This window comes from Halobellus marinus, from assembly GCF_032113415.1.
Classification (GTDB): domain Archaea; phylum Halobacteriota; class Halobacteria; order Halobacteriales; family Haloferacaceae; genus Haloquadratum; species Haloquadratum marinus.
On sequence record NZ_CP134946.1, the window covers coordinates 1247885 to 1266767 of the forward strand.

Consider the following 18883-nt stretch of genomic DNA (forward strand, 5'->3'; position numbering starts at 1 on the left):
ACGACAGCGGGTCGGATTCCACCCCGCCGCTATTCTGTGTCGATCCGGACGCTGTCGCCGGCCGCGAGGTCGAACGCCTCGTCGCCGCGGCCCTGATTCACGTCGCACTCGACGTAGCCGTGACTCCCGACTGTCACGAGCCGGGAGCCGGTCGGGACCGCCGCGAAGGCCGTCGCGACCGTCGCTGCTGTCCCGTTCACCCGGACTGTCTCCCCGCTCCGATCGTCCAGGAACGATCCCGGCACGTTCGTGATCGCGTTGCCGAAGTCGTCGACGGCCAGGACCTCTCCCCGGGCTCCGTCGCCGCTGACGTCCGCATCGGGGAACTGACAGTCGACGATGGTCTCCGGGGTGGCCTCTGCCAGGAACGACTCCACCGGCGACAGTGACTCGACCGTCTCGACTGCGTCGACGCCGGCCTCGTGCACCGCCGCGGCTGCGGGGGCGAACACGTCACGGCCGTGGAACGTCGAGGAGGCGGGGTCCGCGTATTCGTAGGCGAAACACTCGATCTCGGCGCCTGTCTCGCTCGTGTTTTCGACCGCTTCGCCGCTCTCGCCCTCGGCGCCTTCCGCCGCCGCGATCCGGCGCGCCGCGGGCAGCAACACCCCGTTGTCGGGGCCGACGAGCGCGTGTCGCCCCGCGCGGACGACGAGCGCGTCCCGGTCGGTGCCGACGCCGGGGTCGACGACGACGAGATGGACTGCCGGGGGGAAGTACGCGAGGGTCTCGCGACACCAGAAGGCCGCTGCTCGCACGTCCTGCCGGGGGAAATCGTGGGCGACGTCGACGAGTCGGGCGTCGGTCCCTTGGAGGATGACGCCCTTCATCGCTGCGGGGTACGGGGAGCCGAAGTCGGAGGCGAGGGTGATCATCGGGCCGTCGTACGCCGTTCGGCCACTTACGCGCTCTCATACTGATTACTCTCACTGTTTACCGCCGAGCACCACCCCCGGCGACGGTGCTCGGCGGGAAGAGACGAGAGTAATCATTATCATACGCGGCCGCCGTCGAGCAGTGAATCACTCGGGGTCGTCGCTCTCGTCCCCGGTGGCGTCGGTGTCGCTGACGCGCTGGATCCGCTCGATGCCGTCGATCTCGTCGACCACGTCGACGACGGGGGCCGGCACGAGGCTCTCCCAGTTGCCGCCGCGGATCATCCGCTCGCGGAGTTCCGCGCCCTCCAGGACGTCGCGGTTGAACATCGGCGACTGCCGGACCTCGACGCCCGCCTCGGAGAACAGCTGGATGACTAGCGGGTTATTCGAGTACGCGACGTCGAAGGCCGGCGACATACTCTGAACGTGGCTCACCCACACCGAGTTGCGCTCGAGGTCCTCGATCGGGACCGCGTAGGTGGTGATGTCCATATCGACGACGGACTTCGTCACCATCATCACGCGCTCGCCGGCCGTGAACGGGTTCCGGGGGGTGTGGGAGTCGCCTGCCGACCCGATGCCGAGCACCAACTCGTCGACCTCGCTTGCGATCTCCTCGACCATCCGGTGGTGCCCGTTGTGGTAGGGCTGGAACCGGCCGATGTAGAACCCCCGCATACGTGGTCTCTCGCCCCCATCGTTTATAAATTCCGCGAGACCGTTCAAGTCTACAGAATACCGCATCTAACGGCTTATACGGGCTTTTACACCGTAGCGCATAGGGTGCACGTGAGGAGAAAGTATATCAGTCGCCCGACCCTCGTTATCAGTAGCGAATAATTCTATGAGTAACGACACGGAAGCCGACGAGAACGCCCCCGACGAGGGGGACGGCGTCATCGACGAGGCGCCCGACTCGCCGCCGTCCGACCGCACGGGCGGGGCGGACAACGGGGTGAGCGGCCCGCCGGAGGACCCGCTCGGTCCCGAAGAGCGCGGTCCAGCGCCGGACGAGCACGGTCGCGCCCCGGAGGGTCGGGACGAGGCTCCGGAAGACGCCGAAGGCACGATCGACGACCTCGGTAGCGACGTCGAGGTCGACGCGGAAGTGGCAGACGACGTCGACGAGGACGACCTCCTCGGCGGCCTCAAGATCGACTCGACCGAGGAGATCGACGTGCCGGATCGGCTCGTCGACCAGGTCATCGGGCAGGAACACGCCCGCGACGTCGTGATGAAGGCCGCAAAGCAGCGGCGGCACGTGATGATGATCGGCTCGCCCGGGACGGGCAAGTCGATGCTCGCGAAGGCGATGTCCGAGCTCCTGCCGCCGGAGGAACTCCAGGACGTCCTCGTCTATCACAACCCCGACGACGGCAACAACCCCAAGGTGCGGACTGTTCCCGCCGGAAAGGGTGACCAGATCGTCGAGGCCCACAAGGAGGAAGCACGCAAGCGCAACCAGATGCGCTCCTTCCTGATGTGGATCATCATCGCCATCGTCATCGGCTACTCCTTCATCATCGCCGGGCAGATCCTGCTCGGCATCCTCGCGGCCGGTGTCATCTACCTCGCCTTCCGCTACGGCTCCCGCGGCGGCGACGCGATGGTGCCGAACCTCATCGTCAACAACGCCGACACGACGACCGCGCCCTTCGAGGACGCGACGGGCGCCCACGCCGGCGCGCTGCTCGGCGACGTCCGCCACGACCCGTTCCAGTCCGGCGGGATGGAGACGCCGAGTCACGACCGCGTCGAACCCGGCGCGATCCACAAGGCGAACAAGGGCGTGCTGTTTATCGACGAGATCAACACGCTCGACATCCGCAGCCAGCAGCACCTGATGACCGCGATCCAGGAAGGCGAGTTCCACATCACGGGTCAGTCCGAGCGCTCCTCCGGCGCGATGGTCCAGACGGAGCCGGTCCCGACGGACTTCATCATGATCGCCGCCGGGAACCTCGACGCGATGGAGAATATGCACCCGGCCCTGCGCTCGCGGATCAAGGGCTACGGGTACGAGGTGTACATGGACGACACCATCGAGGACACCCCCGAGATGCGCCGGAAGTACGCCCGCTTCGTGGCCCAGGAGGTCAGCAAGGACGGCCGCCTGCCCGAGTACTCCGCGGCGGCGATCGAGGAGGTCATCCTCGAAGCCCGGCGCCGGGCGGGCCGTAAAGGCCACCTGACGCTGAAGCTCCGGAACCTCGGCGGCCTCGTCCGGGTCGCGGGCGACATCGCCCGCTCGGAGGACGCCGACTTCGTCACGCGCGATCACGTGCTGCAGGCGAAGGGCCGCAGCCGCTCGATCGAACAGCAGCTCGCCGACGACTACATCGAGCGCCGGAAGGACTACGAACTGCAGGTCTCGGAAGGCTACGAGGTCGGCCGCGTCAACGGCCTGGCCGTGATGGGCGAAGACTCCGGGATTATGCTCCCGGTGATGGCCGAGGTCACGCCCTCGCAGGGTCCCGGTGAGGTCATCGCGACCGGGCAGCTCAAGGAGATGGCCCAGGAGGCCGTCTCGAACGTCTCGGCGATCATCAAGAAGTTCTCCGACGAGAACATCTCCGAGAAGGACATCCACATCCAGTTCGTCCAGACGGGCCAGCAGGGCGTCGACGGCGACTCGGCGTCGATCACGGTCGCGACGGCCGTCATCTCCGCGCTGGAGGGCGTCGGGGTCGACCAGTCGCTCGCGATGACGGGGAGTCTCTCCGTCCGGGGCGACGTGCTCCCGGTCGGCGGCGTCACGCACAAGATCGAAGCGGCCGCGAAGTCCGGCTGTGATCGGGTCATCATCCCCGCGGCGAACATGCAGGACGTGATGATCGAAGACGAGTACGAGGAGATGGTCGAGATCATTCCGGTTTCGCACATCAGCGAGGTCCTCGACATCGCCCTCGAAGGTGAGGCCGAGAAGGACTCGCTCGTCGCCCGCCTCAAGAGCATCACCGGCTCGGCGCTCTCGCAGGGCGAGGCCGTCTCCGGCCCGTCCAGCCCGAGCCCGCAGTAATCTTCGATGCCCGCGTGGGCGACGTTCGCCGGCTTCGCGTTCGTCGTCACGGCGGGCCTGCTTTTGCTGTCGTACGCGTCTCGCGGCGCGCTTCCCGACGACGAGCCGCCGGTCTCTCCTGACGCACAGTCGGCGATTTCTCCGGACGGACAATCCGCGGACCACGATGTCGGCGGAGCAGATCCACGCGACGCCGGTAAAGCGGACCGTCGGGGCGACCAGGACGATGGTCCCGTTTCCGATCACGCCGACGCGGTTCGACGACCCATCTCGGAATCCCGCTCGGCGTCGGCCGAGCACTCCGAGGCGTCGAACGTGAGACCTGATCCGCTGACGGCGGACGCGGGTTCCCCGTCATCGACGCCAGAAATATCGCAGGCACGCCCAGACCTCTCGGCGGGGGCGCTCCTGGCGAACGTCGCACTCTCGCAGGGACTGTTCGGGGTGTTGCTGCTGGCGGGAGCGTGGTACGCCGAGATCCCGGCGTGGGCCTTCGGCGTGGCGCCGGACACGGTCGGTGCCGGGACTGTCGCGTTCGGGACCGTGTTCGGGGTCGCGCTCTACGCTGTTAACGAGGCCGGCGCCGCTCTCGGCGCGCAGTTCGATCTCGGCGGCGGGGAGCGACTGCGACGTGCGCTCGCACCGGAGACGTCGCTCGGGTGGGCGACGCTGCTTCTGGTCGTCCTGCCCATCATCGCCGGCTTCGAGGAACTGCTCTTCCGGGGGGCGCTCATCGGCGTTATGGCGGCCGGGTTCGAGGTGTCGCCGTGGCTCCTTGCGGTCCTCTCCTCCGGCGCGTTTGCCCTCGGCCACGGCGCGCAGGGTCGACTCGGCGTGGTGGTGACCGGCGCGCTCGGTTTCGTTCTCGCGGCGGGGTATATCGTCACCGGGAGCCTGCTCGTCGTCGCTGTCGCCCACTACCTGGTGAACGCCCTGGAGTTTCTCGTCCACGAGGGGCTCGGGGTCGAGTGGCCGCCCGAGGCGGACTGACCGCGGCCGTCGCGGGCTCACACTTTTGCACGCGGGGGACGCGAAGTCGGTATGGACAGGCGCTCGCGGCGAATCCTCCAGTCGGTGCTCGTCGGCTACCTGGCGCTGCTCGCGGCGTCGATTATCACGGGAAATCCGGTGGTCCAGACCGCCGCCGATCTCGGCTTCGCCGCCGTCGTCGGCTTCTTCGGGTACGTCGTGTACACGAACCGCTCCCCGTCGGACGACGAGCGCATCGTGATCGGGACCGCTGCCGCGTTCGTGCTCGCGGGCGTGGCACAGTTGCTCGCACTCGTCCCGGGCTTCGAAACCGTGTCGGTGGCGTCGACGGGGCTGTTCGTGCTCGGGTTCCTCGGCTACTTCCTCCTGCGGCGATAGCCAGTGTCATTCAAAGAACAAAAGTAGGACCGATGCGACGGAGCCGTTGAGATGGTCGACAGACAGCGGCGGAAGTTGCTTCGGAAGTTGAGTTCGGTATCGGCAATCGGTGCGCTGACAGGACTGGCGGGCTGTACCGCCGAGATCCCCTCGATACGCGTCGAAGTCGGCGATCCTGAGGAGTCTGAGCAGACTTCGGAACCGACGGCGACGCCCGTGAAGACCGAAACGCCCGCGGAGACGGCCAAGCCGTCGCCCTCAGAGGTGGAGACGGGGACCGCGACTGCGACAAGCACAGCGACACCGACGGAGACGCCCACGCCAACTGTAACTGAGACGCCCACGCCGACGGCCACGGAGACGCCAACGCCGACTGCAACCCCGACGACGCAGGACGAGGATGCGCTCGTAGCACGATACCGCTTCGAGGGCGATCTGACGGACACCACCGGCGACTACGACCTCTCGGGCTCGGAGATCACGTACGACGACGGTCCGGAGGGGTCACAGGGCGCGTTCTGGCCCGGGTTCGCCTCGGTCGACATCGTTCCGATCGACGACGAGGAACCGCTCACGTTCTGTTACTGGATACAGGACGACGGCACGAGTTCGACCTGGGACGACGACCTCATCTGGAAGATCACCTCCGAGAACGGCGATCAGGTCGGCACCTTCTGCACCACCGAAGGAGAGGTGTTTCTCTTTACGGCTGGCGACAACACGATGAATCAGAGCGACACGGACGTCCTCGACGGGCAGTGGCACCACGTCGCGTTCGTCTACGAACAGTCCGAAAACCGGATGCGGCTGTATCTGGACGGTAGCGAGGAGTTCGACATCGAGTACATCGACAATCTGACCGGAATGGACACGACGGCGCTGATGTTCGGGAACAACGGCTCCGACGGGTGGAAGGAATACGACGGGGGCGTCGACGATTATCGGTTCTACCGAAGAGCGCTGAGCGCCTCGGAGATTCGCGACATCGCCGAGCGGTAGGCAGTCGCCGATCGACCGGTCCCGACGGTTACCCGGCTTCGATCTCTCGCAGTCGCTCCGCGACGGCTGCCGGCGCACCGCCGGGCGCGTCACGGACGCGGTGATCCGGAACGAAAAGCGGCACCGGGTTCTCCGAGAGAGCCTCGCGTGCGGTCTCGACGTCGCCGGCCTCGTCGGGATCGAGGCCAGCCATCCGCACGACGCGCTCGACCGTCACCGTCTCGCCGTAGGGGACGTTCCGCGTCGCCTCCAGGACGCGACGGTGGTCGGTCGGAACCGTGAGGCCGATTTCGACGTCGTCGAAGTGGTCCGATTCGCCGTCGAGGTACGCGAAGACGCGATCGAGTAGCGGATGGGCCGTCTCGGCGTCGTCCGGGAGCGTCTCCGGGAACGACACGCCGATGACGCGGCCGCCGACGATGCCGATCTCGACGGCCCGACCTAAGCGGTCCGACTCGCGGGCGAAGACGCCGTCGTCCATAGTCGCCTTCCGCGGTCGACGGCCTTGAAGTTTGACGATGCAGCGGCGGCCGGCCGGACGACTACCGGGCGATCGTTCCCTGGCGCGTGATCGGTGCGGCGGGGTCGACGACGAACGCAACGAGGACGGAGTCCTCCCGCGCGGTCACCGGGACCTCGCCGTCGCCGGTCACCAGCGCGCTCTCGGTGTAGCCGACCTCGGCCGCCTCGTCCCCGATCGTGACCGCTCCCTCGAACACGTAGAGGTAGGTGTCCCAGCCGGAACGCGCGGGCAACGTGACGGTCGCTCCGCCGTCGAGCCGAGAGTCGTGGCAGTGCACGGCGTTGCGGACGGAGAGTGGGGCATCACTGCCAACGGGGCCGAAGAGGCGCCGCCACTCGTTTGCGGCCACGTCGGGGATCTGCTCGTGCTGGATGCCGGGTTCGAGATCGAGGCTGTGCGGGCGGACGAAGATCTGGAGCATCCGCAGCGGCGGATCGTCGGCCAGCGTCTCCTCGGCGTGCCAGAAGCCGCTGCCCGCGTTCATCACCAGCAGGTGGTCGGGATCGGTGACGAGTTCGTTGCCCTGGCGGTCGTCGTGGCGCATCACCCCCTCCGGGACCCAGGAGATGATCTCCTCGTTTCTGTGCTGATGCATCCGGATCAGCGTGCCCGGATCCATAAACGACTCAACTACCGTCGCCAGCGGGCCGTAGCCGTGGTCCTCGTGGTCCGGGAGCGCTCGTCCGGGGAAATTGAAGTGGATCCTGAAGTTGCCCTGGTTCTGTGAGACGTCCGTTCGCGGCGCCGTATAAATCTCGGGCGCCCCGCCGGTCGCAGCCGACTCGTTCATTCGCGCTAACACGCGCTCCCCGGCTTTATGCGTTCCCCGGTCGGGAGCCATCGTGTCGGGACGGTCCCGTGTCCCTGGTGGCGGGTCCGGCGGTGCGCGTTCCCGACGCGCAAGTCTTATGTGCAGAAGAGTCCGTTAATGCACATAGATGAACGCTAGTGAGGACAAACTTGCGCCGGCAGTCCGGTCGATCCTCGATTCGGCCCGGGAGCGGTCCGGCGGTGCGGATCGACTCGCCGTCGACCCCCGGTCGTTCCCGGCCGCAGTCGCGGACGCGGAGGCGGCGGGCCGCGTCCCCGTCGTCGCCGAGGTCAAACCGACCAGCCCGACGACGGAAGGCGAACGGACGGACGACCCGGTCGAACTCGCCCGCGGGATGGTCGACGGCGGCGCGACGGCGCTGTCGGTGCTGACCGAACCCGATCACTTCGGCGGGTCGACGGCGAGGCTCGGGCGGATCCGCGAGGCCGTCGACGTGCCCGTTCTCCGGAAGGATTTCGTCGTCCGCGAGGCGCAACTTGACGCTGTCGCGTCGGATCTTCTCCTGCTTATCGTGCGGTTTCTCGACGAGGAGGGGACCGACTCGCTCGCGACGCTGTACGAAGCGGCGAAAGCGCGGGGCTTCCAGCCGCTCGTGGAGGTCCACACTCGCGCGGAACTGGAACAGGCTCTCGACGTCGGCGCGGAGATCATCGGCGTCAACAACCGGGACCTGGGCCAGCTGGAAGTCGACCTCGCGACGTTCGAGCGACTGGCGCCGCACGTTCCCGACGACGTGACGCTCCTGGCCGAAAGCGGGGTCACGACCGTCGATGACGTGCGGCGGATGCGGGCGGCCGGCGCCGACGCGCTCCTGATCGGGACGGCGATTATGGACGGCGACGTGCGGGAAGACACCGAGCGGTTCACGACCCTCGACGCCGCGGCATCCAGCCGAGACCCGGTCCAGGGAGCGCCGGCAGGCGCGGCACATAAAAGCGACGAGCCGACAGATACGACACCGACGAACACGGATCACGAATCACGATGACACAGCAATACGCGGACGGCAAATTCGGCAAGTACGGCGGACAGTACGTTCCCGAGGCGCTGATGCCGGCGATCGAGGAGTTGACGGACGCCTACGAGCGCTACGTACTGGAAAACGAGGACGGGTTTATGGACGAGTTCCGCGAGCGACTGCGGGACTTCGGCGGGCGACCGACGCCGACGCAGTATGCGGGTCGGCTCTCAGAGCGGTACGGTCGGGACATCTACCTGAAGCGGGAAGACCTGCTCCACGGCGGCGCGCACAAACTCAACAACGCGCTCGGCCAGGTCCTGCTGGCGAAGTATATGGGCAAAGAGCGGATCGTCGCCGAGACGGGCGCGGGCCAGCACGGCACCGCGACGGCGATGGCGGCGGCGCATCTGGGGATGCCGTGTGAGATCTATATGGGCGAACGCGACATCAACCGCCAGCGGCCCAACGTCTTCCGGATGCGGCTCAACGGCTCGGCGGTGAACCCCGTCACGACCGGCCGCGGCACGCTGAAGGAGGCCATCTCCGAGACGATGCGCGACTGGGCGACGAACGTCGAGGACACCCACTACGTCATCGGCTCGATCGTCGGTCCGCACCCCTTCCCCGCGATGGTCCGGGACTTCCAGGCGGTCATCTCCGAAGAGGCGCGCCGGCAACTCCGCGAGAAGACGGGCGGGCTGCCAGACTCCGTCCTCGCGTGTGCGGGCGGCGGCTCGAACACGATGGGGACGTTCGCGCACTTCGTCGACGACGCGGCACGGCGTTCCACGGGTGAATCGAGCGCCGACGAGCCGCGAGACGACGACGGCGTCGCCCTCTACGCCGTCGAGGCCGGCGGATCGAGCCTCGACGTCGACGAGGAGGCCGGCGTCGCACCGAACTCCGCGTCGCTGTCGACCGGCGAGGAGGGCGTCCTCCACGGCGCGCGGACGAAACTCCTGCAGGACAGCGACGGCCAGATTATGGAGAGCCACAGCGTCTCCGCCGGCCTCGACTACGCCGGCGTCGGCCCGGAACTCGCACAGCTCGTCGACGAGGGACGCGTCAACGCGGTCAACGTCGACGACGACAGCGCCCTGGAGGCGTTCCACCGGCTCTCGCAGTTGGAGGGGATCATCCCCGCTCTGGAGACCGCTCACGCGTTCGGCTACCTCGAAGAGCACTACGAAGACCTCGGCGACACCGTGCTCGTGAACGTCTCCGGCCGCGGCGACAAGGACCTCGAAACCGTCATCGAGGAGACCGAAAAGCGGGACATCGACGCCGCGCCCTCGCTTTCGGAGTTCTCGGGGGGGATCTGAGATGGGCGACGCGACCGATACGACCGACAGTACGTCCGCCCGCGACTCGGACCTCGAAGCCGCGTTCGCCGACGGACCGGCGTTCATCCCGTACCTCGCGGCCGGCGACCCGGACTACGAGTCCTCGATCGAGTACGTCGAGGCGCTGGCCCGCGGCGGCGCGGACGTCATCGAACTCGGCCTCCCCTTCTCGGAACCTATCGCGGAGGGACCGACGATTCAGGGCGCCATCGTCAGAGCCCTGGAGGGCGGGATGACACCCGATCGCTTCTTCGAGTTCGTCGAGGACCTCGACGTCGACGTCCCGCTGGTCTGTATGACGTACTACAATCTCATCTACCAGTACGGTGATAGCGAGGCGCAGGGCGCCTCGAACGGGAGCGGCGACGCCGCGAGCCCCGGTCCCCGGGCGTTCGTCGAGCGCGCCGCGGAGGTGGGCCTCTCGGGGTTCGTCGTCCCCGACCTCCCCGCCGAGGAGGCGGACCCACTGCGGGAGGCCTGCGACGAGTTCGGCCTGGATCTGGTGTTCATCGTCGCGCCGACGACCCGCGGCGAGCGCCTCGATCGGATTATGTCGCAGGTATCCGGGTACGTGTACGTCCAGGCCCGACTGGGCGTGACGGGCGCGAAGGACGACGTCTCCGGCCAGACCGAAGAGAGCCTCGCCCGCATCGCCGACTACGACGTCCCGAAGGCGGTCGGGTTCGGGATCAAGCGCGGGGAACACGCCGAACGGATCGTTGCCGGCGGCGCCGACGGGATCATCGTCGGTAGCGCACTCGTCGACATCGTCGCCGAAGGCGCCGAATCCGGTGATTCGGCCGAGACAGTCGCTGACAGGCTGGAAGCGAAGGCACGCGAACTCAAGGAGGGTGCGCTCCGCGGGTACGAACAACGCGTGCCCCAAGCGGAAGGCAAATAACCGACGGTTGCCACAGTCTCACACACGATGAACACAGGACGTTCGGCACGACTCGATCGGATCTCGACAGGGGGGCGATACCTCATCGTCCCGATGGACCACGGTATCACACTCGGGCCCGTCAAAGGGCTCGTCGACCTCGAATCGACCGTCGACGCGATCACGCGCGGCGGTGCAGACGCCGTCCTCACGCAGAAGGGCGTCGCGCCGCGCGTACACGGCAACAAGAACGGCAAGGGATACATCGTTCACCTCAACGGCTCGACCGCGATCGGTCCCGACTCGAACGACAAGCGCAAGACCGGCAGCGTCGAGGAGGCGCTGCGCGTCGGCGCCGACGCGGTCTCCTTCCACATCAACGTCGGTAGCGACCACGAGCCGGAGCAGCTGACCGAACTCGGTGACCTCACCGAGACCGCCCACCGGCTCGGGATTCCCGTCTTGGCGATGAGCTACGCGCGCGGCCCCGGGGTCGACGAACACGACGCCGAGAGCCTCGCCCACGCCGTCCGGATCGCCGAGGAACTCGGTGCCGACGTCGTCAAGACCGCCTACTCCGGCGACCCCGACTCCTTCGAGCGTGTCTGTGCGGCGACGCGCCTGCCGGTTGTCATCGCGGGCGGCAGCCGCGGGACCGACCGCGAAACCGCGGAGATGGTTCGCGGCGCAATGAACGCCGGCGCGGCCGGTGTTTCGATGGGACGCTCGATCTTCCAGCACGACGACCCCGAGGCGATCACCCGCGCGGTCAGCGCGATCATCCACGACGACGCCTCCGCCGGCGAGGCCGTCGAGGCTGCCGGACTCGGCCTCGAAGCGTAGCGACTCCGGTTCTTTCCGTTGCCGTCCGGACGCGTTCCAACTGTTCCCGTCGCCATCCGGAGGCGTCTGTCCACAAGCCCGCGCGCTTATGCCCGTGGCGGGCCAACCGCCTCGTATGCCTACGACGCTCGAAATTCGGTGTACCGACGACGAGTGTGAGATGGATATGTTCGAACTCCACTACACCTACGATATGCCCGAGGAGGTCGGCGTCGCCGATTTCGTCTGCCCGTACTGCCAGGAGAGCGCTCCCCTGGAGGCGATCGAACTATGAGCGGGTTCGAGACGCCCGGCGACCTCGAAGGGCCAGGTCGGCTCCGGGAACTGGGCGAGGAACTCGCCGAGAACGCCCTCGAACGCGTCGGCCGAGCGGTCGCCCGCGTGCAAGAACGAAAGCCGCTCCCATACGACCTGCTCGAAAGTGAAGACGCGTTCCTCGTCGTATTCGACGCCCCGGGCGTCCGCGGGAAGGACGTGCAGGTCCGCTTCGAGGATCGGGAGGTCCGGGTTCGGATCGACCGCTTCCGCGACTTCCACGAGGGCTTCGAGATGCGGTTCCCCGGCCGTGGGCTCTCGCTGGACGGCGTCGCGCCGCTGCCGGCGGGCGCTCCGGTCGATCCCGACGGCGCGACCGCGACAGTCACGGAGTCCGGCACGCTGCAGGTTCGGATTCCCAAAGTCGACGCCGAGTCCGAAGCGGCGTAACAGCCCCCGTCGCTACACGGGCAGTTCGGCGTCGGGATCGACCTCGCGGTCGGGTTCCGGCGGCATCGTCCAGTCGGTCGTGAGTTCGAGCAACTGGACGAGCATCACACCGGTCGCGCCCCAGACCGTGTAGTCGCCGACGTGGAAGAAGTGGATGCGTCGGGCGTCGTACTCGGGGTGTTCGCGGCGTTCCGACTCGTAGTTCGCCGGATCGGTTAGCTCCGCGACCGACAGCGCGACGACCTCGGCCACCTCGCGTTCGTCGGGATCGTACGAGCGGTCGGGCACCCGCCCGACGAACGGCCGCACGGAGTAGTCCGTCACCGTCAGGATGTCGTCGAGGCGGCCGACGACGGTCGCCTCCTCGGACCGCAGTCCGATCTCCTCGTCGGCCTCCCGCAGCGCGGTCGACACGAGACCGTCGTCCTCAGGCTCGCGTGACCCGCCCGGGAAACTCATCTGTCCGGGATGTTCCCCGAGATGGTCCGCGCGCTTCGTAAACAGGATGTGCGCATCGCCGTCGCGGTAGAGCACCGGTGCGAGCACTGCTGCCTCCTGGCCCGCGTCCTCGACAGCATCCGGCGTGTGCGTCGACACCCCCGAGAGATCCATACTCGTCACCGGCTACGACCCGAGAGGGCTTATACTGTCGGCTGAAGATCCGTGAAGAATACCGCCGATCGGACCCCGGAGGTTCGAAAAAAGACGGATCGCTCCACCGCGACCGGGACCGCTCCCGCGCTTACTCCGCGTCGAGCGCGTCGTCGAGACGGTCGCGAACGTCGTCGACGGCGACGGCGCCGCTCCACACCTCCACGTCGTAGGTCACATCGAGGAGCCGATGAATCGTTCCCTCGTCGCCCGCGTCGACGGCGCGTGCGGCGTCGGTCCGGAGGCGTTCGGCGACCGCGCGGCCGGCCGCCTCGCGATCGACGTCACGCGTCGGAATATCGAGAATGTGTGGCAGATCCTCCGCGTTCGCCGGCAGCGTGGGGAACGCGACCGGACCGGGCGCCAGAAGCGACTTCCCATCCTCGTAGCGGACGAGGGCGTATGCAGCGACGGCGTCTTCGATTGCAGCGGTGACCGCCTCGGCGTCGACTTCCTGGCCCCGCTTGAACGCCAGTTCTTCGATCGCCTGTTCGAGTTCCCCTGGCGTGAGCGCCCCGAAGAGGTCGACGATGCCGGCCAGTTCGTCGGCGTCGATGCCGATTGAATCGGCGTCGTCGGCGTCATTGGCAACTGAATCGGCGTCGTCGGCGTCATTGGCGAGTGAATCCACATCGTCGGCGTCATTAGCAATTGAATCCACATCGTCGGCGTCGGTGGTGTCTCCGTCGCCCGCCTCCTCGTTCCCCGCCGACGGCCCAGTCTCGCCATCAGTCATCGTCCCGTCCCGGTGCTTCCGCTTGCGTGGCATCGACGACGGCTTCGACGTCTGCCGTCGCGGCGTCAGTGACGGCTTCCGCCGCGACCGGCGCATCGGCCCACGCCGGCAGTCGGTCGTCGGGGCTGGTCGGTTCCTGCACGGCTGCCGCGTACCGCTTGACCTGCTCTCGCTCGTGCTCGCGATCGAATTCCATTCCGTTGAACCCGGCGTCCAGGGCGTACTGGTCGACGAGTGTCGTCGCAGTGGCCCGGTAGCGTTCGGGGAGTGTGTCGAAATCGACGTCGACGCCGCGCTCGACGACGCTCCGCAGGAGCGTCTCGCCGACCGACCGACTCATCTCCGAGAGGCCGGCCGAGCCGTCGACTGCGCGGTGGTCGTGTTCGTACGTGCCGAGGTCGACCTGTGCGGTGGCGTCGAAGCCGGCGACGTCGAACGCGTCACCGAGCGTCCCGACCTCCAGACCCCACTTTCGGGGCGCCTGGATCCGGCGGGCCGTGTCGGCCGTGGCAGCGAACTCTCCCGCGAGCGCGTAGCGGAAGGCGTCGAGATACCGGAGGTAGGGATGGGGCGTTCCGTCGAGGAGCGCTCGGACGAGCGGGACGTAGAAGAGCCGGAAGAGCCGACCGTAGAGGCGGTCGTCCTCCACACGGGCGTAGTATCCTTTCGAAAACGCGTAGCCACGTGTGAGTGGAAACAGGAGCCGGCGGACGAACGACTCGTCGTAGGTCGTCGTATCGGCGTCGTGAACGACGACGAACTCCTCTTCGGTCGCGGGACCGAGACCCAGCCATACGTCGCGGCCCTTCCCGCGGTCGCCGTCCAGCCCCGCGTCGGCGAGCAGGTCGCCCACTCGCGGTCCGTCGCACCACAGGAGATCCAGCGTGAGATCGTACGTCGAGAGCCACTCGCGGATCCGGGGGACTCGCTCGGCCGGTGCCCGCAGTGGAACGACGACGCGGGCAGGCGCCAACCGTTCGAGGGTCCGGAACACCCGGTCGGCGGCCTGCCGCCCGTGCTCGCGCTCGGTCATCGGCACGACGACCGCCGTGTGACCTGTCGGTGCCGGCGGGAGCGGGTCGGCGAAGTCGTGGAGCGTCGCCACCCGGGCTTGAACGTACTCCATCGAACCCCTCTCAGGACGGGACGAGGAAAAGCGCGCGGGTTGCGGTGACTCCCTACTGCGGGATCCGTCCCGCCCGCTGGAGGGTCGTGAGTCCGACGACCACGCCACCGAGCCCCAGCGCGAGGCCGACGAAGATGACGTCGTACGCGAGCCCGGCCTCCCGGAGATTCCCGACTGCCGACGCGCCGGTCGCCTGGACGGCCATCATCCCGGCCGAGTACCACGCGTACGCACTCGCACGCGAATCGTCGGGAAGCGTATCCAGCAGATACGTGTCGATCGCGGGAAACAGGCTGTGAATCACGTAGCCGATTATCCCCGTGAGGAGGAGGATCGAAACGAACCCGCTGGCCGCCGTCAAGGCGAGGACGCTGACGACGAACGCGGCGACGATCCCGATGATGTACGGAACCCGCGGCAGCTGGTCGACGAGGCGCCCCGAGACGAAGAAGGCGGGGACGCCGGCCGCGAAAATCACCGTCAGGAGGTTCCGTGCGGTCCCGCCGTCGAGGCCTTTCGTGCCCATATACAGTTCGTAGAAGTTGAACAGCCCCTGCCAGACGAATCCGGTTGTGCCGATCACGGCGACGCCGAGCAGGACGACCCGCCATTGAGTCCGGATTGCCCCGATCAGATCCCGGTCGTCAGTCCCCGCGTGGGGAATTTCCGTCGCTCGCGCGACGAAGAACAGGACGACGGTGACGACGGCAGCGACGGCCGCGATGCAGACGAAGACGATCCGCCAGTCGAAAAACAGCGCCAAAACGAGTGTGACGAAGGGCGCGGCAATGACGGCGGCGACCTGACTGACCATCCCGTGGGTGCCGAGTGCCCAGCCGACACGTTCCGGGTAGAGTTCGCTCACGAGTGGGTTGGCCGCGACGAAGTACACCCCCGATGAAAGTCCCATCAGGAGCGCGCCGGTGCCGACTAACACGACCGAGGTCGCGCTCGCGGTGACGACGGCGGCGATCGTGAGCACCGTCCCGGCGACGAGAACCACGTGCTCCCGCGGCACCCGCGTTAGCACCCAGCCGGTGGGGAGCCGCGGGAGCGCGCTGCCGAGCCACGCCAGCGTGGCGATCAACCCCGCGGTCCCCTCGCCGATCCCGAACACCGCGACGAACTCGCTCAGGAGCGGCGCGAAGATCACCCTCGCGAGGTTGACGAGGAAGATCATCCCACAGAGCGTACCGAAGAGCCGGCGGCGGGACACGACCTCACTTCCGCGGCTGCGGTTTCAACAGTTGTGATCTCCGCGCGGTTCCGGTCGAACGCTGTTCGCCGCTGTGGGGCAGTCCGGCGTCGGCGCGAGGCGGCCCCCGTCCGAGGGCCGCCGGACTCCGGAGCGATATATACTGATCTTTTTATCCTGTCCCCACGACGTCCGAGGTGTTATGAAGTCGACGCGGAAGGGACTTCGAGAGGGGGAGTTGGAGAAGGACACGTACGGACGACTGACCTGTTCGGACTGCGGCAAGTCGCTGGCGACGAAAAACGATCCCGACGAGGTGTACACGGTCAGGCACTGCCCCGAGTGCGACCGCGAGTGGAAGGAACTCAGGTGAGGCTATTCGAAGACGGCGTCGAACGCCCGCGCCCCCAACGGCTCGAACGTTCCGGCGGCGACGTTCTCGGGGACGTGCGCGGGCGAACTGGTCCCCACGAGCGCGGCGGTGACGCCCGGGGCGCTCCGGGCGAAGTTGATCGCGCGCTGTGCCGCCGTCTCTCCCCGCAACTCCGCGTCGACGCTGGGCGGGATCCCGGCTGCCAGCTCTCCCTGTGCGAGCGTCGCACTCGCGACCACGTCCAGTCCGGCAGCCTGCGCGTATTCGAGTGCGCTCACGTCCCGCTCCTCGGTCGGGTGCCGGTGTGCGTCGACGGTGTACGCGTCGGCCATCCGCACGTTGAACGGCAACTGGATCGCCCCCAGCCCGGGATCGTCGGCGCCGACTGACTCGGCGGCGGCCGCGGCGCGATCGACAACTTCGGGAAGCGACAGGTAGGCGTCGTGGCCCCGCGGGACCCGGAACGCGTCCCAGGTCGCGACGCCGTAGATCCCGATATCGCCCGCGGCGCGCCGCCGCTCCAGCGCCTCGAAGGCCGACTCGAGCAGGTCGTAGACCGCTTCGCGGCTCCGCGTTCGTAGCTGCGTCTCGGGGTTGTGGACGTAGTAGCAGTCGACGGTTTCGACGCCGAGGGCCGACAGCGACCGATCCAGCATTTGATCGAGAAATCCGGGCGTGATCGCGTGGCTGCCGCGCGCGAGGTCCTCTGGCGCGAGCAGGCCTGGCTGGAGGAACTCCTCGCGGACGTACGCGGCCGGGTCGGCGGGTCGCTCGCCGTCGAAGGGCAGAAAGCCCCCTTTGGTCCCGACGACGACGCTCTCGCGGTCGACGTCGGCCGCGTCAAGCGCCTCGCCGACGACGCGTTCGCTCCGGCCGCACCGGTAGTTGACTGCCGTATCGACGAGGTTGACTCCTGACTCCAGCGCCTCGGTGATCGCCGCCCGGTAGCCCTCGTCGACCGTCGCTGTCGGATCGCCGAGATACGTGCCGATCCCCACGCTGGACGCGACGCCCGGCCCGAACCGGCGGAAGTAGGTCCGCGCGAACGCGTCGCCGAACCGATCGCGGTAAGCCCACGTCCCCTGACTGGTCGCCATACTCCCGATTCGCTCCCCGCGGATAAACGGGCGTCGACTGTGGAATCGAGGCTTCGGTCTCCACGGCTGGTAGCGAGGCCTAGAGTTCGCCCGACATCGACTCGAACAACTGGTCGACGAAGTCGTCCCGGGTGATCGTCTCTTCCGGTCCCACTACGATCGATCCCCTCTCCAGCGGAAGTTGTCCCCCTCCCATCCGCGCGTGGCCGCCGGCGGATGCGTCACGGAGTGCCGAGACAGCCGACTCCAGCGTCCGGCCCATGTGGACCCGATCGTCCCGCGACCGCCCCGAGAGATGGAGGGTGCCGTCGCGTTCGCCCAGGACGATGACCGCGGTGACGCCTTCCAACTGGGCGAGTTCTTCCGCCGCCTGGGGGACCGCATCGGGGTTGGAGATCCGCCCGACGTCGCTGACGGCGAAGGGCCCGCGGACGTCGCGGCCGGCAATCGCCCGCGCTTTGAGCTCAAGTACCTCCGTCGACACCTCCGGGTTGGCGATCCGATCGAGCCGTTCCTCGTCGACGCCGGGATACAGGTAGCCCGCGGCGGCGAAATCAGCGGCCGAACAGCCCGAAGTGAGCCGCTTCGTGTCGGTCAGAACCCCGTAGAGCAGACCCGTCGCGACGGTCGTAGGGACGGTGTACGTCGCGTCGACCTCGCTTTCGTGTCTGGCCGGCGGGACTGGCACCGCGCCCACGTCGTCGAAGTATTCGGCGACGATGCTGGAGGCGGCCCCGTAGTCGGTGCGGACGTCGGTGAAGAGCTCGCCGGTCCCGTCGCCTGGGTGGTGATCGACGACGGCACAGGGGAGCACGCTGTCGGCGCCCGCAAACCCCCGCGGTTCGTTGTGATCGACCAGAACGACGTGTTCGGCCGCGAGATCACTGACGTGGTCGATCTGTTCGATATCGAGATCCAGTACCGTCTCGAACGCGCGGTTCTCCTGGTGTCTAACCTGCCCCGCATACTGCACGCGGGCGTCGGTGTCGACCTGCTCGGCGAGATTCGCGATGCCGACGCCCGTCGCCATTGCGTCCGGATCGGGGTTCGGATGCAGGAGGACGGCGACCTCGTCGAGGTCGGCGACCTGTTCGAGAAAGCGCGTCCCCTGCGGCCGCTCGAACCGCCGGATGGCGTAGACGCCGATCACGAGCGCGAGGAGTCCGACGAGGAGCGCGACAGCCACCGCCGGATACGCGACGAAGAACGACCACGCGCGATCGAGCAGGTCCGGCTCGACGAGCGCGTCGCCGGCGGCGCGGGAAACCTCCATACCTCCTCCGTCCGGGTGCACCCTCAAGAAGATTCCCTCGTTCCGTCGGATCGAAGACGACAGATACTCCCCGAGAATCGC

20 protein-coding genes and 1 pseudogene are annotated in these 18883 nt (G+C 67.7%); 11 read left to right on the top strand and 10 right to left on the bottom strand.

From position 1 onward, the window contains the following. Positions 1–29 precede the first annotated feature (29 nt). Both RJT37_RS06405 and RJT37_RS06410 read right to left on the bottom strand, forming a co-directional pair. A complete protein-coding gene (locus RJT37_RS06405) occupies positions 30–875 on the bottom strand; it encodes an SAM hydrolase/SAM-dependent halogenase family protein (protein ID WP_313688740.1) in 846 nt (281 codons plus the stop codon). 147 nt (positions 876–1022) lie between these two features. After that, positions 1023–1556, bottom strand: a complete 534-nt coding sequence (locus tag RJT37_RS06410) for a nicotinamide-nucleotide adenylyltransferase (RefSeq protein WP_313688742.1) — start codon at positions 1554–1556, stop codon at positions 1023–1025. A 166-nt stretch (positions 1557–1722) separates the two neighbouring features. Here RJT37_RS06410 and lonB point away from each other — a divergent pair, with 166 nt between their 5' ends. Genes lonB through RJT37_RS06430 form a run of 4 tightly spaced genes read left to right on the top strand, consistent with a single transcriptional unit; the run spans position 1723 to position 6264 of the window. Beyond that, complete coding sequence (gene lonB / locus RJT37_RS06415) at positions 1723–3897, top strand: ATP-dependent protease LonB (protein ID WP_313688743.1); 2175 nt, start codon at positions 1723–1725, stop codon at positions 3895–3897. Between the two features lie 6 nt (positions 3898–3903). Further along, positions 3904–4887 carry a CPBP family intramembrane glutamic endopeptidase gene (locus RJT37_RS06420; protein ID WP_313688744.1) on the top strand — a complete coding sequence of 328 codons (984 nt, stop codon included), beginning with the start codon at positions 3904–3906 and terminating at the stop codon, positions 4885–4887. 51 nt (positions 4888–4938) lie between these two features. Beyond that, the gene (locus tag RJT37_RS06425; protein ID WP_313688745.1) at positions 4939–5265 is read left to right on the top strand and encodes a hypothetical protein; all 327 of its coding nucleotides are present in this window, start codon (positions 4939–4941) and stop codon (positions 5263–5265) included. A gap of 51 nt (positions 5266–5316) precedes the next feature. Further along, on the top strand, positions 5317–6264 hold the full coding sequence (locus tag RJT37_RS06430; protein WP_313688746.1) for a LamG domain-containing protein: 948 nt from the start codon (positions 5317–5319) through the stop codon (positions 6262–6264). A 28-nt stretch (positions 6265–6292) separates the two neighbouring features. Here the strand turns inward: RJT37_RS06430 and RJT37_RS06435 are convergent, their stop codons facing one another. Further along, on the bottom strand, positions 6293–6745 hold the full coding sequence (locus RJT37_RS06435) for an MGMT family protein (protein ID WP_313688747.1): 453 nt from the start codon (positions 6743–6745) through the stop codon (positions 6293–6295). A 61-nt stretch (positions 6746–6806) separates the two neighbouring features. Further along, on the bottom strand, positions 6807–7577 hold the full coding sequence (locus tag RJT37_RS06440) for a pirin family protein (RefSeq protein ID WP_313688748.1): 771 nt from the start codon (positions 7575–7577) through the stop codon (positions 6807–6809). 148 nt (positions 7578–7725) lie between these two features. Between RJT37_RS06440 and trpC the strand changes: the two genes are divergently transcribed. The 6 genes and pseudogenes from trpC to RJT37_RS06470 all read left to right on the top strand — a co-directional run. Beyond that, positions 7726–8607, top strand: a complete 882-nt coding sequence (trpC, locus tag RJT37_RS06445; RefSeq protein WP_313688750.1) for an indole-3-glycerol phosphate synthase — start codon at positions 7726–7728, stop codon at positions 8605–8607. Next, positions 8604–9902, top strand: coding sequence for a tryptophan synthase subunit beta (gene trpB / locus RJT37_RS06450; RefSeq protein ID WP_313688752.1), 1299 nt, complete (start codon positions 8604–8606; stop codon positions 9900–9902). Before trpC ends, trpB begins: the two co-directional genes overlap by 4 nt. Before the next feature lies 1 nt (position 9903). Then, a complete protein-coding gene (gene trpA / locus RJT37_RS06455) occupies positions 9904–10824 on the top strand; it encodes a tryptophan synthase subunit alpha (protein WP_313688754.1) in 921 nt (306 codons plus the stop codon). A 27-nt stretch (positions 10825–10851) separates the two neighbouring features. Next, positions 10852–11646, top strand: a complete 795-nt coding sequence (locus tag RJT37_RS06460) for a 2-amino-3,7-dideoxy-D-threo-hept-6-ulosonate synthase (protein ID WP_313688756.1) — start codon at positions 10852–10854, stop codon at positions 11644–11646. 115 nt (positions 11647–11761) lie between these two features. Next, positions 11762–11920, top strand: coding sequence for a DUF7559 family protein (locus RJT37_RS06465; protein ID WP_313688758.1), 159 nt, complete (start codon positions 11762–11764; stop codon positions 11918–11920). Continuing rightward, positions 11917–12348: pseudogene (locus RJT37_RS06470) on the top strand (Hsp20/alpha crystallin family protein); the annotation flags it as partial. The gene RJT37_RS06465 and the pseudogene RJT37_RS06470, both read left to right, overlap by 4 nt. A gap of 15 nt (positions 12349–12363) precedes the next feature. Here RJT37_RS06470 and RJT37_RS06475 read toward each other — a convergent pair. The 4 genes from RJT37_RS06475 to RJT37_RS06490 all read right to left on the bottom strand — a co-directional run bounded on the left by RJT37_RS06475 (position 12364) and on the right by RJT37_RS06490 (position 16044). Further along, complete coding sequence (locus RJT37_RS06475; protein ID WP_313688760.1) at positions 12364–12963, bottom strand: NUDIX hydrolase; 600 nt, start codon at positions 12961–12963, stop codon at positions 12364–12366. A 130-nt stretch (positions 12964–13093) separates the two neighbouring features. Beyond that, positions 13094–13564, bottom strand: coding sequence for a DUF7109 family protein (locus RJT37_RS06480; RefSeq protein ID WP_313689893.1), 471 nt, complete (start codon positions 13562–13564; stop codon positions 13094–13096). 166 nt (positions 13565–13730) lie between these two features. Then, a complete protein-coding gene (locus tag RJT37_RS06485; protein WP_313688762.1) occupies positions 13731–14864 on the bottom strand; it encodes a glycosyltransferase family protein in 1134 nt (377 codons plus the stop codon). Positions 14865–14916: 52 nt separating this feature from the next. After that, positions 14917–16044: an MFS transporter gene (locus RJT37_RS06490; protein ID WP_313689895.1), complete on the bottom strand. Its 1128-nt coding sequence runs from the start codon at positions 16042–16044 to the stop codon at positions 14917–14919. A gap of 217 nt (positions 16045–16261) precedes the next feature. Here RJT37_RS06490 and RJT37_RS06495 point away from each other — a divergent pair, with 217 nt between their 5' ends. Further along, a complete protein-coding gene (locus RJT37_RS06495; protein WP_313688764.1) occupies positions 16262–16432 on the top strand; it encodes an HVO_0758 family zinc finger protein in 171 nt (56 codons plus the stop codon). A gap of 2 nt (positions 16433–16434) precedes the next feature. On the opposite strand, the gene RJT37_RS06500 is transcribed toward RJT37_RS06495, so the two are convergent. Together RJT37_RS06500 and RJT37_RS06505 are read right to left on the bottom strand one after the other, a co-directional pair. Next, on the bottom strand, positions 16435–17529 hold the full coding sequence (locus tag RJT37_RS06500) for an aldo/keto reductase (RefSeq protein WP_313688766.1): 1095 nt from the start codon (positions 17527–17529) through the stop codon (positions 16435–16437). Positions 17530–17608: 79 nt separating this feature from the next. Beyond that, on the bottom strand, positions 17609–18802 hold the full coding sequence (locus RJT37_RS06505; protein WP_313688768.1) for a DHH family phosphoesterase: 1194 nt from the start codon (positions 18800–18802) through the stop codon (positions 17609–17611). Positions 18803–18883 lie beyond the last annotated feature (81 nt).

Excerpts from the sequence above, each read along its gene's own strand:
- RJT37_RS06475 (WP_313688760.1), bottom strand. The coding sequence starts at position 12,963 with ATGGATCTCTCGGGGGTGTCGACGCACACGCCGGATGCTGTCGAGGAC.
- RJT37_RS06430 (WP_313688746.1), top strand. The coding sequence starts at position 5,317 with ATGGTCGACAGACAGCGGCGGAAGTTGCTTCGGAAGTTGAGTTCGGTA.
- RJT37_RS06425 (WP_313688745.1), top strand. The coding sequence starts at position 4,939 with ATGGACAGGCGCTCGCGGCGAATCCTCCAGTCGGTGCTCGTCGGCTAC.
- RJT37_RS06435 (WP_313688747.1), bottom strand. The coding sequence starts at position 6,745 with ATGGACGACGGCGTCTTCGCCCGCGAGTCGGACCGCTTAGGTCGGGCC.
- RJT37_RS06410 (WP_313688742.1), bottom strand. The coding sequence starts at position 1,556 with ATGCGGGGGTTCTACATCGGCCGGTTCCAGCCCTACCACAACGGGCAC.
- lonB (WP_313688743.1), top strand. The coding sequence starts at position 1,723 with ATGAGTAACGACACGGAAGCCGACGAGAACGCCCCCGACGAGGGGGAC.
- RJT37_RS06440 (WP_313688748.1), bottom strand. The coding sequence starts at position 7,577 with ATGAACGAGTCGGCTGCGACCGGCGGGGCGCCCGAGATTTATACGGCG.
- RJT37_RS06495 (WP_313688764.1), top strand. The coding sequence starts at position 16,262 with ATGAAGTCGACGCGGAAGGGACTTCGAGAGGGGGAGTTGGAGAAGGAC.
- RJT37_RS06460 (WP_313688756.1), top strand. The coding sequence starts at position 10,852 with ATGAACACAGGACGTTCGGCACGACTCGATCGGATCTCGACAGGGGGG.
- RJT37_RS06505 (WP_313688768.1), bottom strand. The coding sequence starts at position 18,802 with ATGGAGGTTTCCCGCGCCGCCGGCGACGCGCTCGTCGAGCCGGACCTG.
- RJT37_RS06405 (WP_313688740.1), bottom strand. The coding sequence starts at position 875 with ATGATCACCCTCGCCTCCGACTTCGGCTCCCCGTACCCCGCAGCGATG.
- RJT37_RS06490 (WP_313689895.1), bottom strand. The coding sequence starts at position 16,044 with ATGATCTTCCTCGTCAACCTCGCGAGGGTGATCTTCGCGCCGCTCCTG.
- trpC (WP_313688750.1), top strand. The coding sequence starts at position 7,726 with ATGAACGCTAGTGAGGACAAACTTGCGCCGGCAGTCCGGTCGATCCTC.
- RJT37_RS06420 (WP_313688744.1), top strand. The coding sequence starts at position 3,904 with ATGCCCGCGTGGGCGACGTTCGCCGGCTTCGCGTTCGTCGTCACGGCG.
- RJT37_RS06500 (WP_313688766.1), bottom strand. The coding sequence starts at position 17,529 with ATGGCGACCAGTCAGGGGACGTGGGCTTACCGCGATCGGTTCGGCGAC.
- trpB (WP_313688752.1), top strand. The coding sequence starts at position 8,604 with ATGACACAGCAATACGCGGACGGCAAATTCGGCAAGTACGGCGGACAG.
- RJT37_RS06465 (WP_313688758.1), top strand. The coding sequence starts at position 11,762 with ATGCCTACGACGCTCGAAATTCGGTGTACCGACGACGAGTGTGAGATG.
- trpA (WP_313688754.1), top strand. The coding sequence starts at position 9,904 with ATGGGCGACGCGACCGATACGACCGACAGTACGTCCGCCCGCGACTCG.
- RJT37_RS06485 (WP_313688762.1), bottom strand. The coding sequence starts at position 14,864 with ATGGAGTACGTTCAAGCCCGGGTGGCGACGCTCCACGACTTCGCCGAC.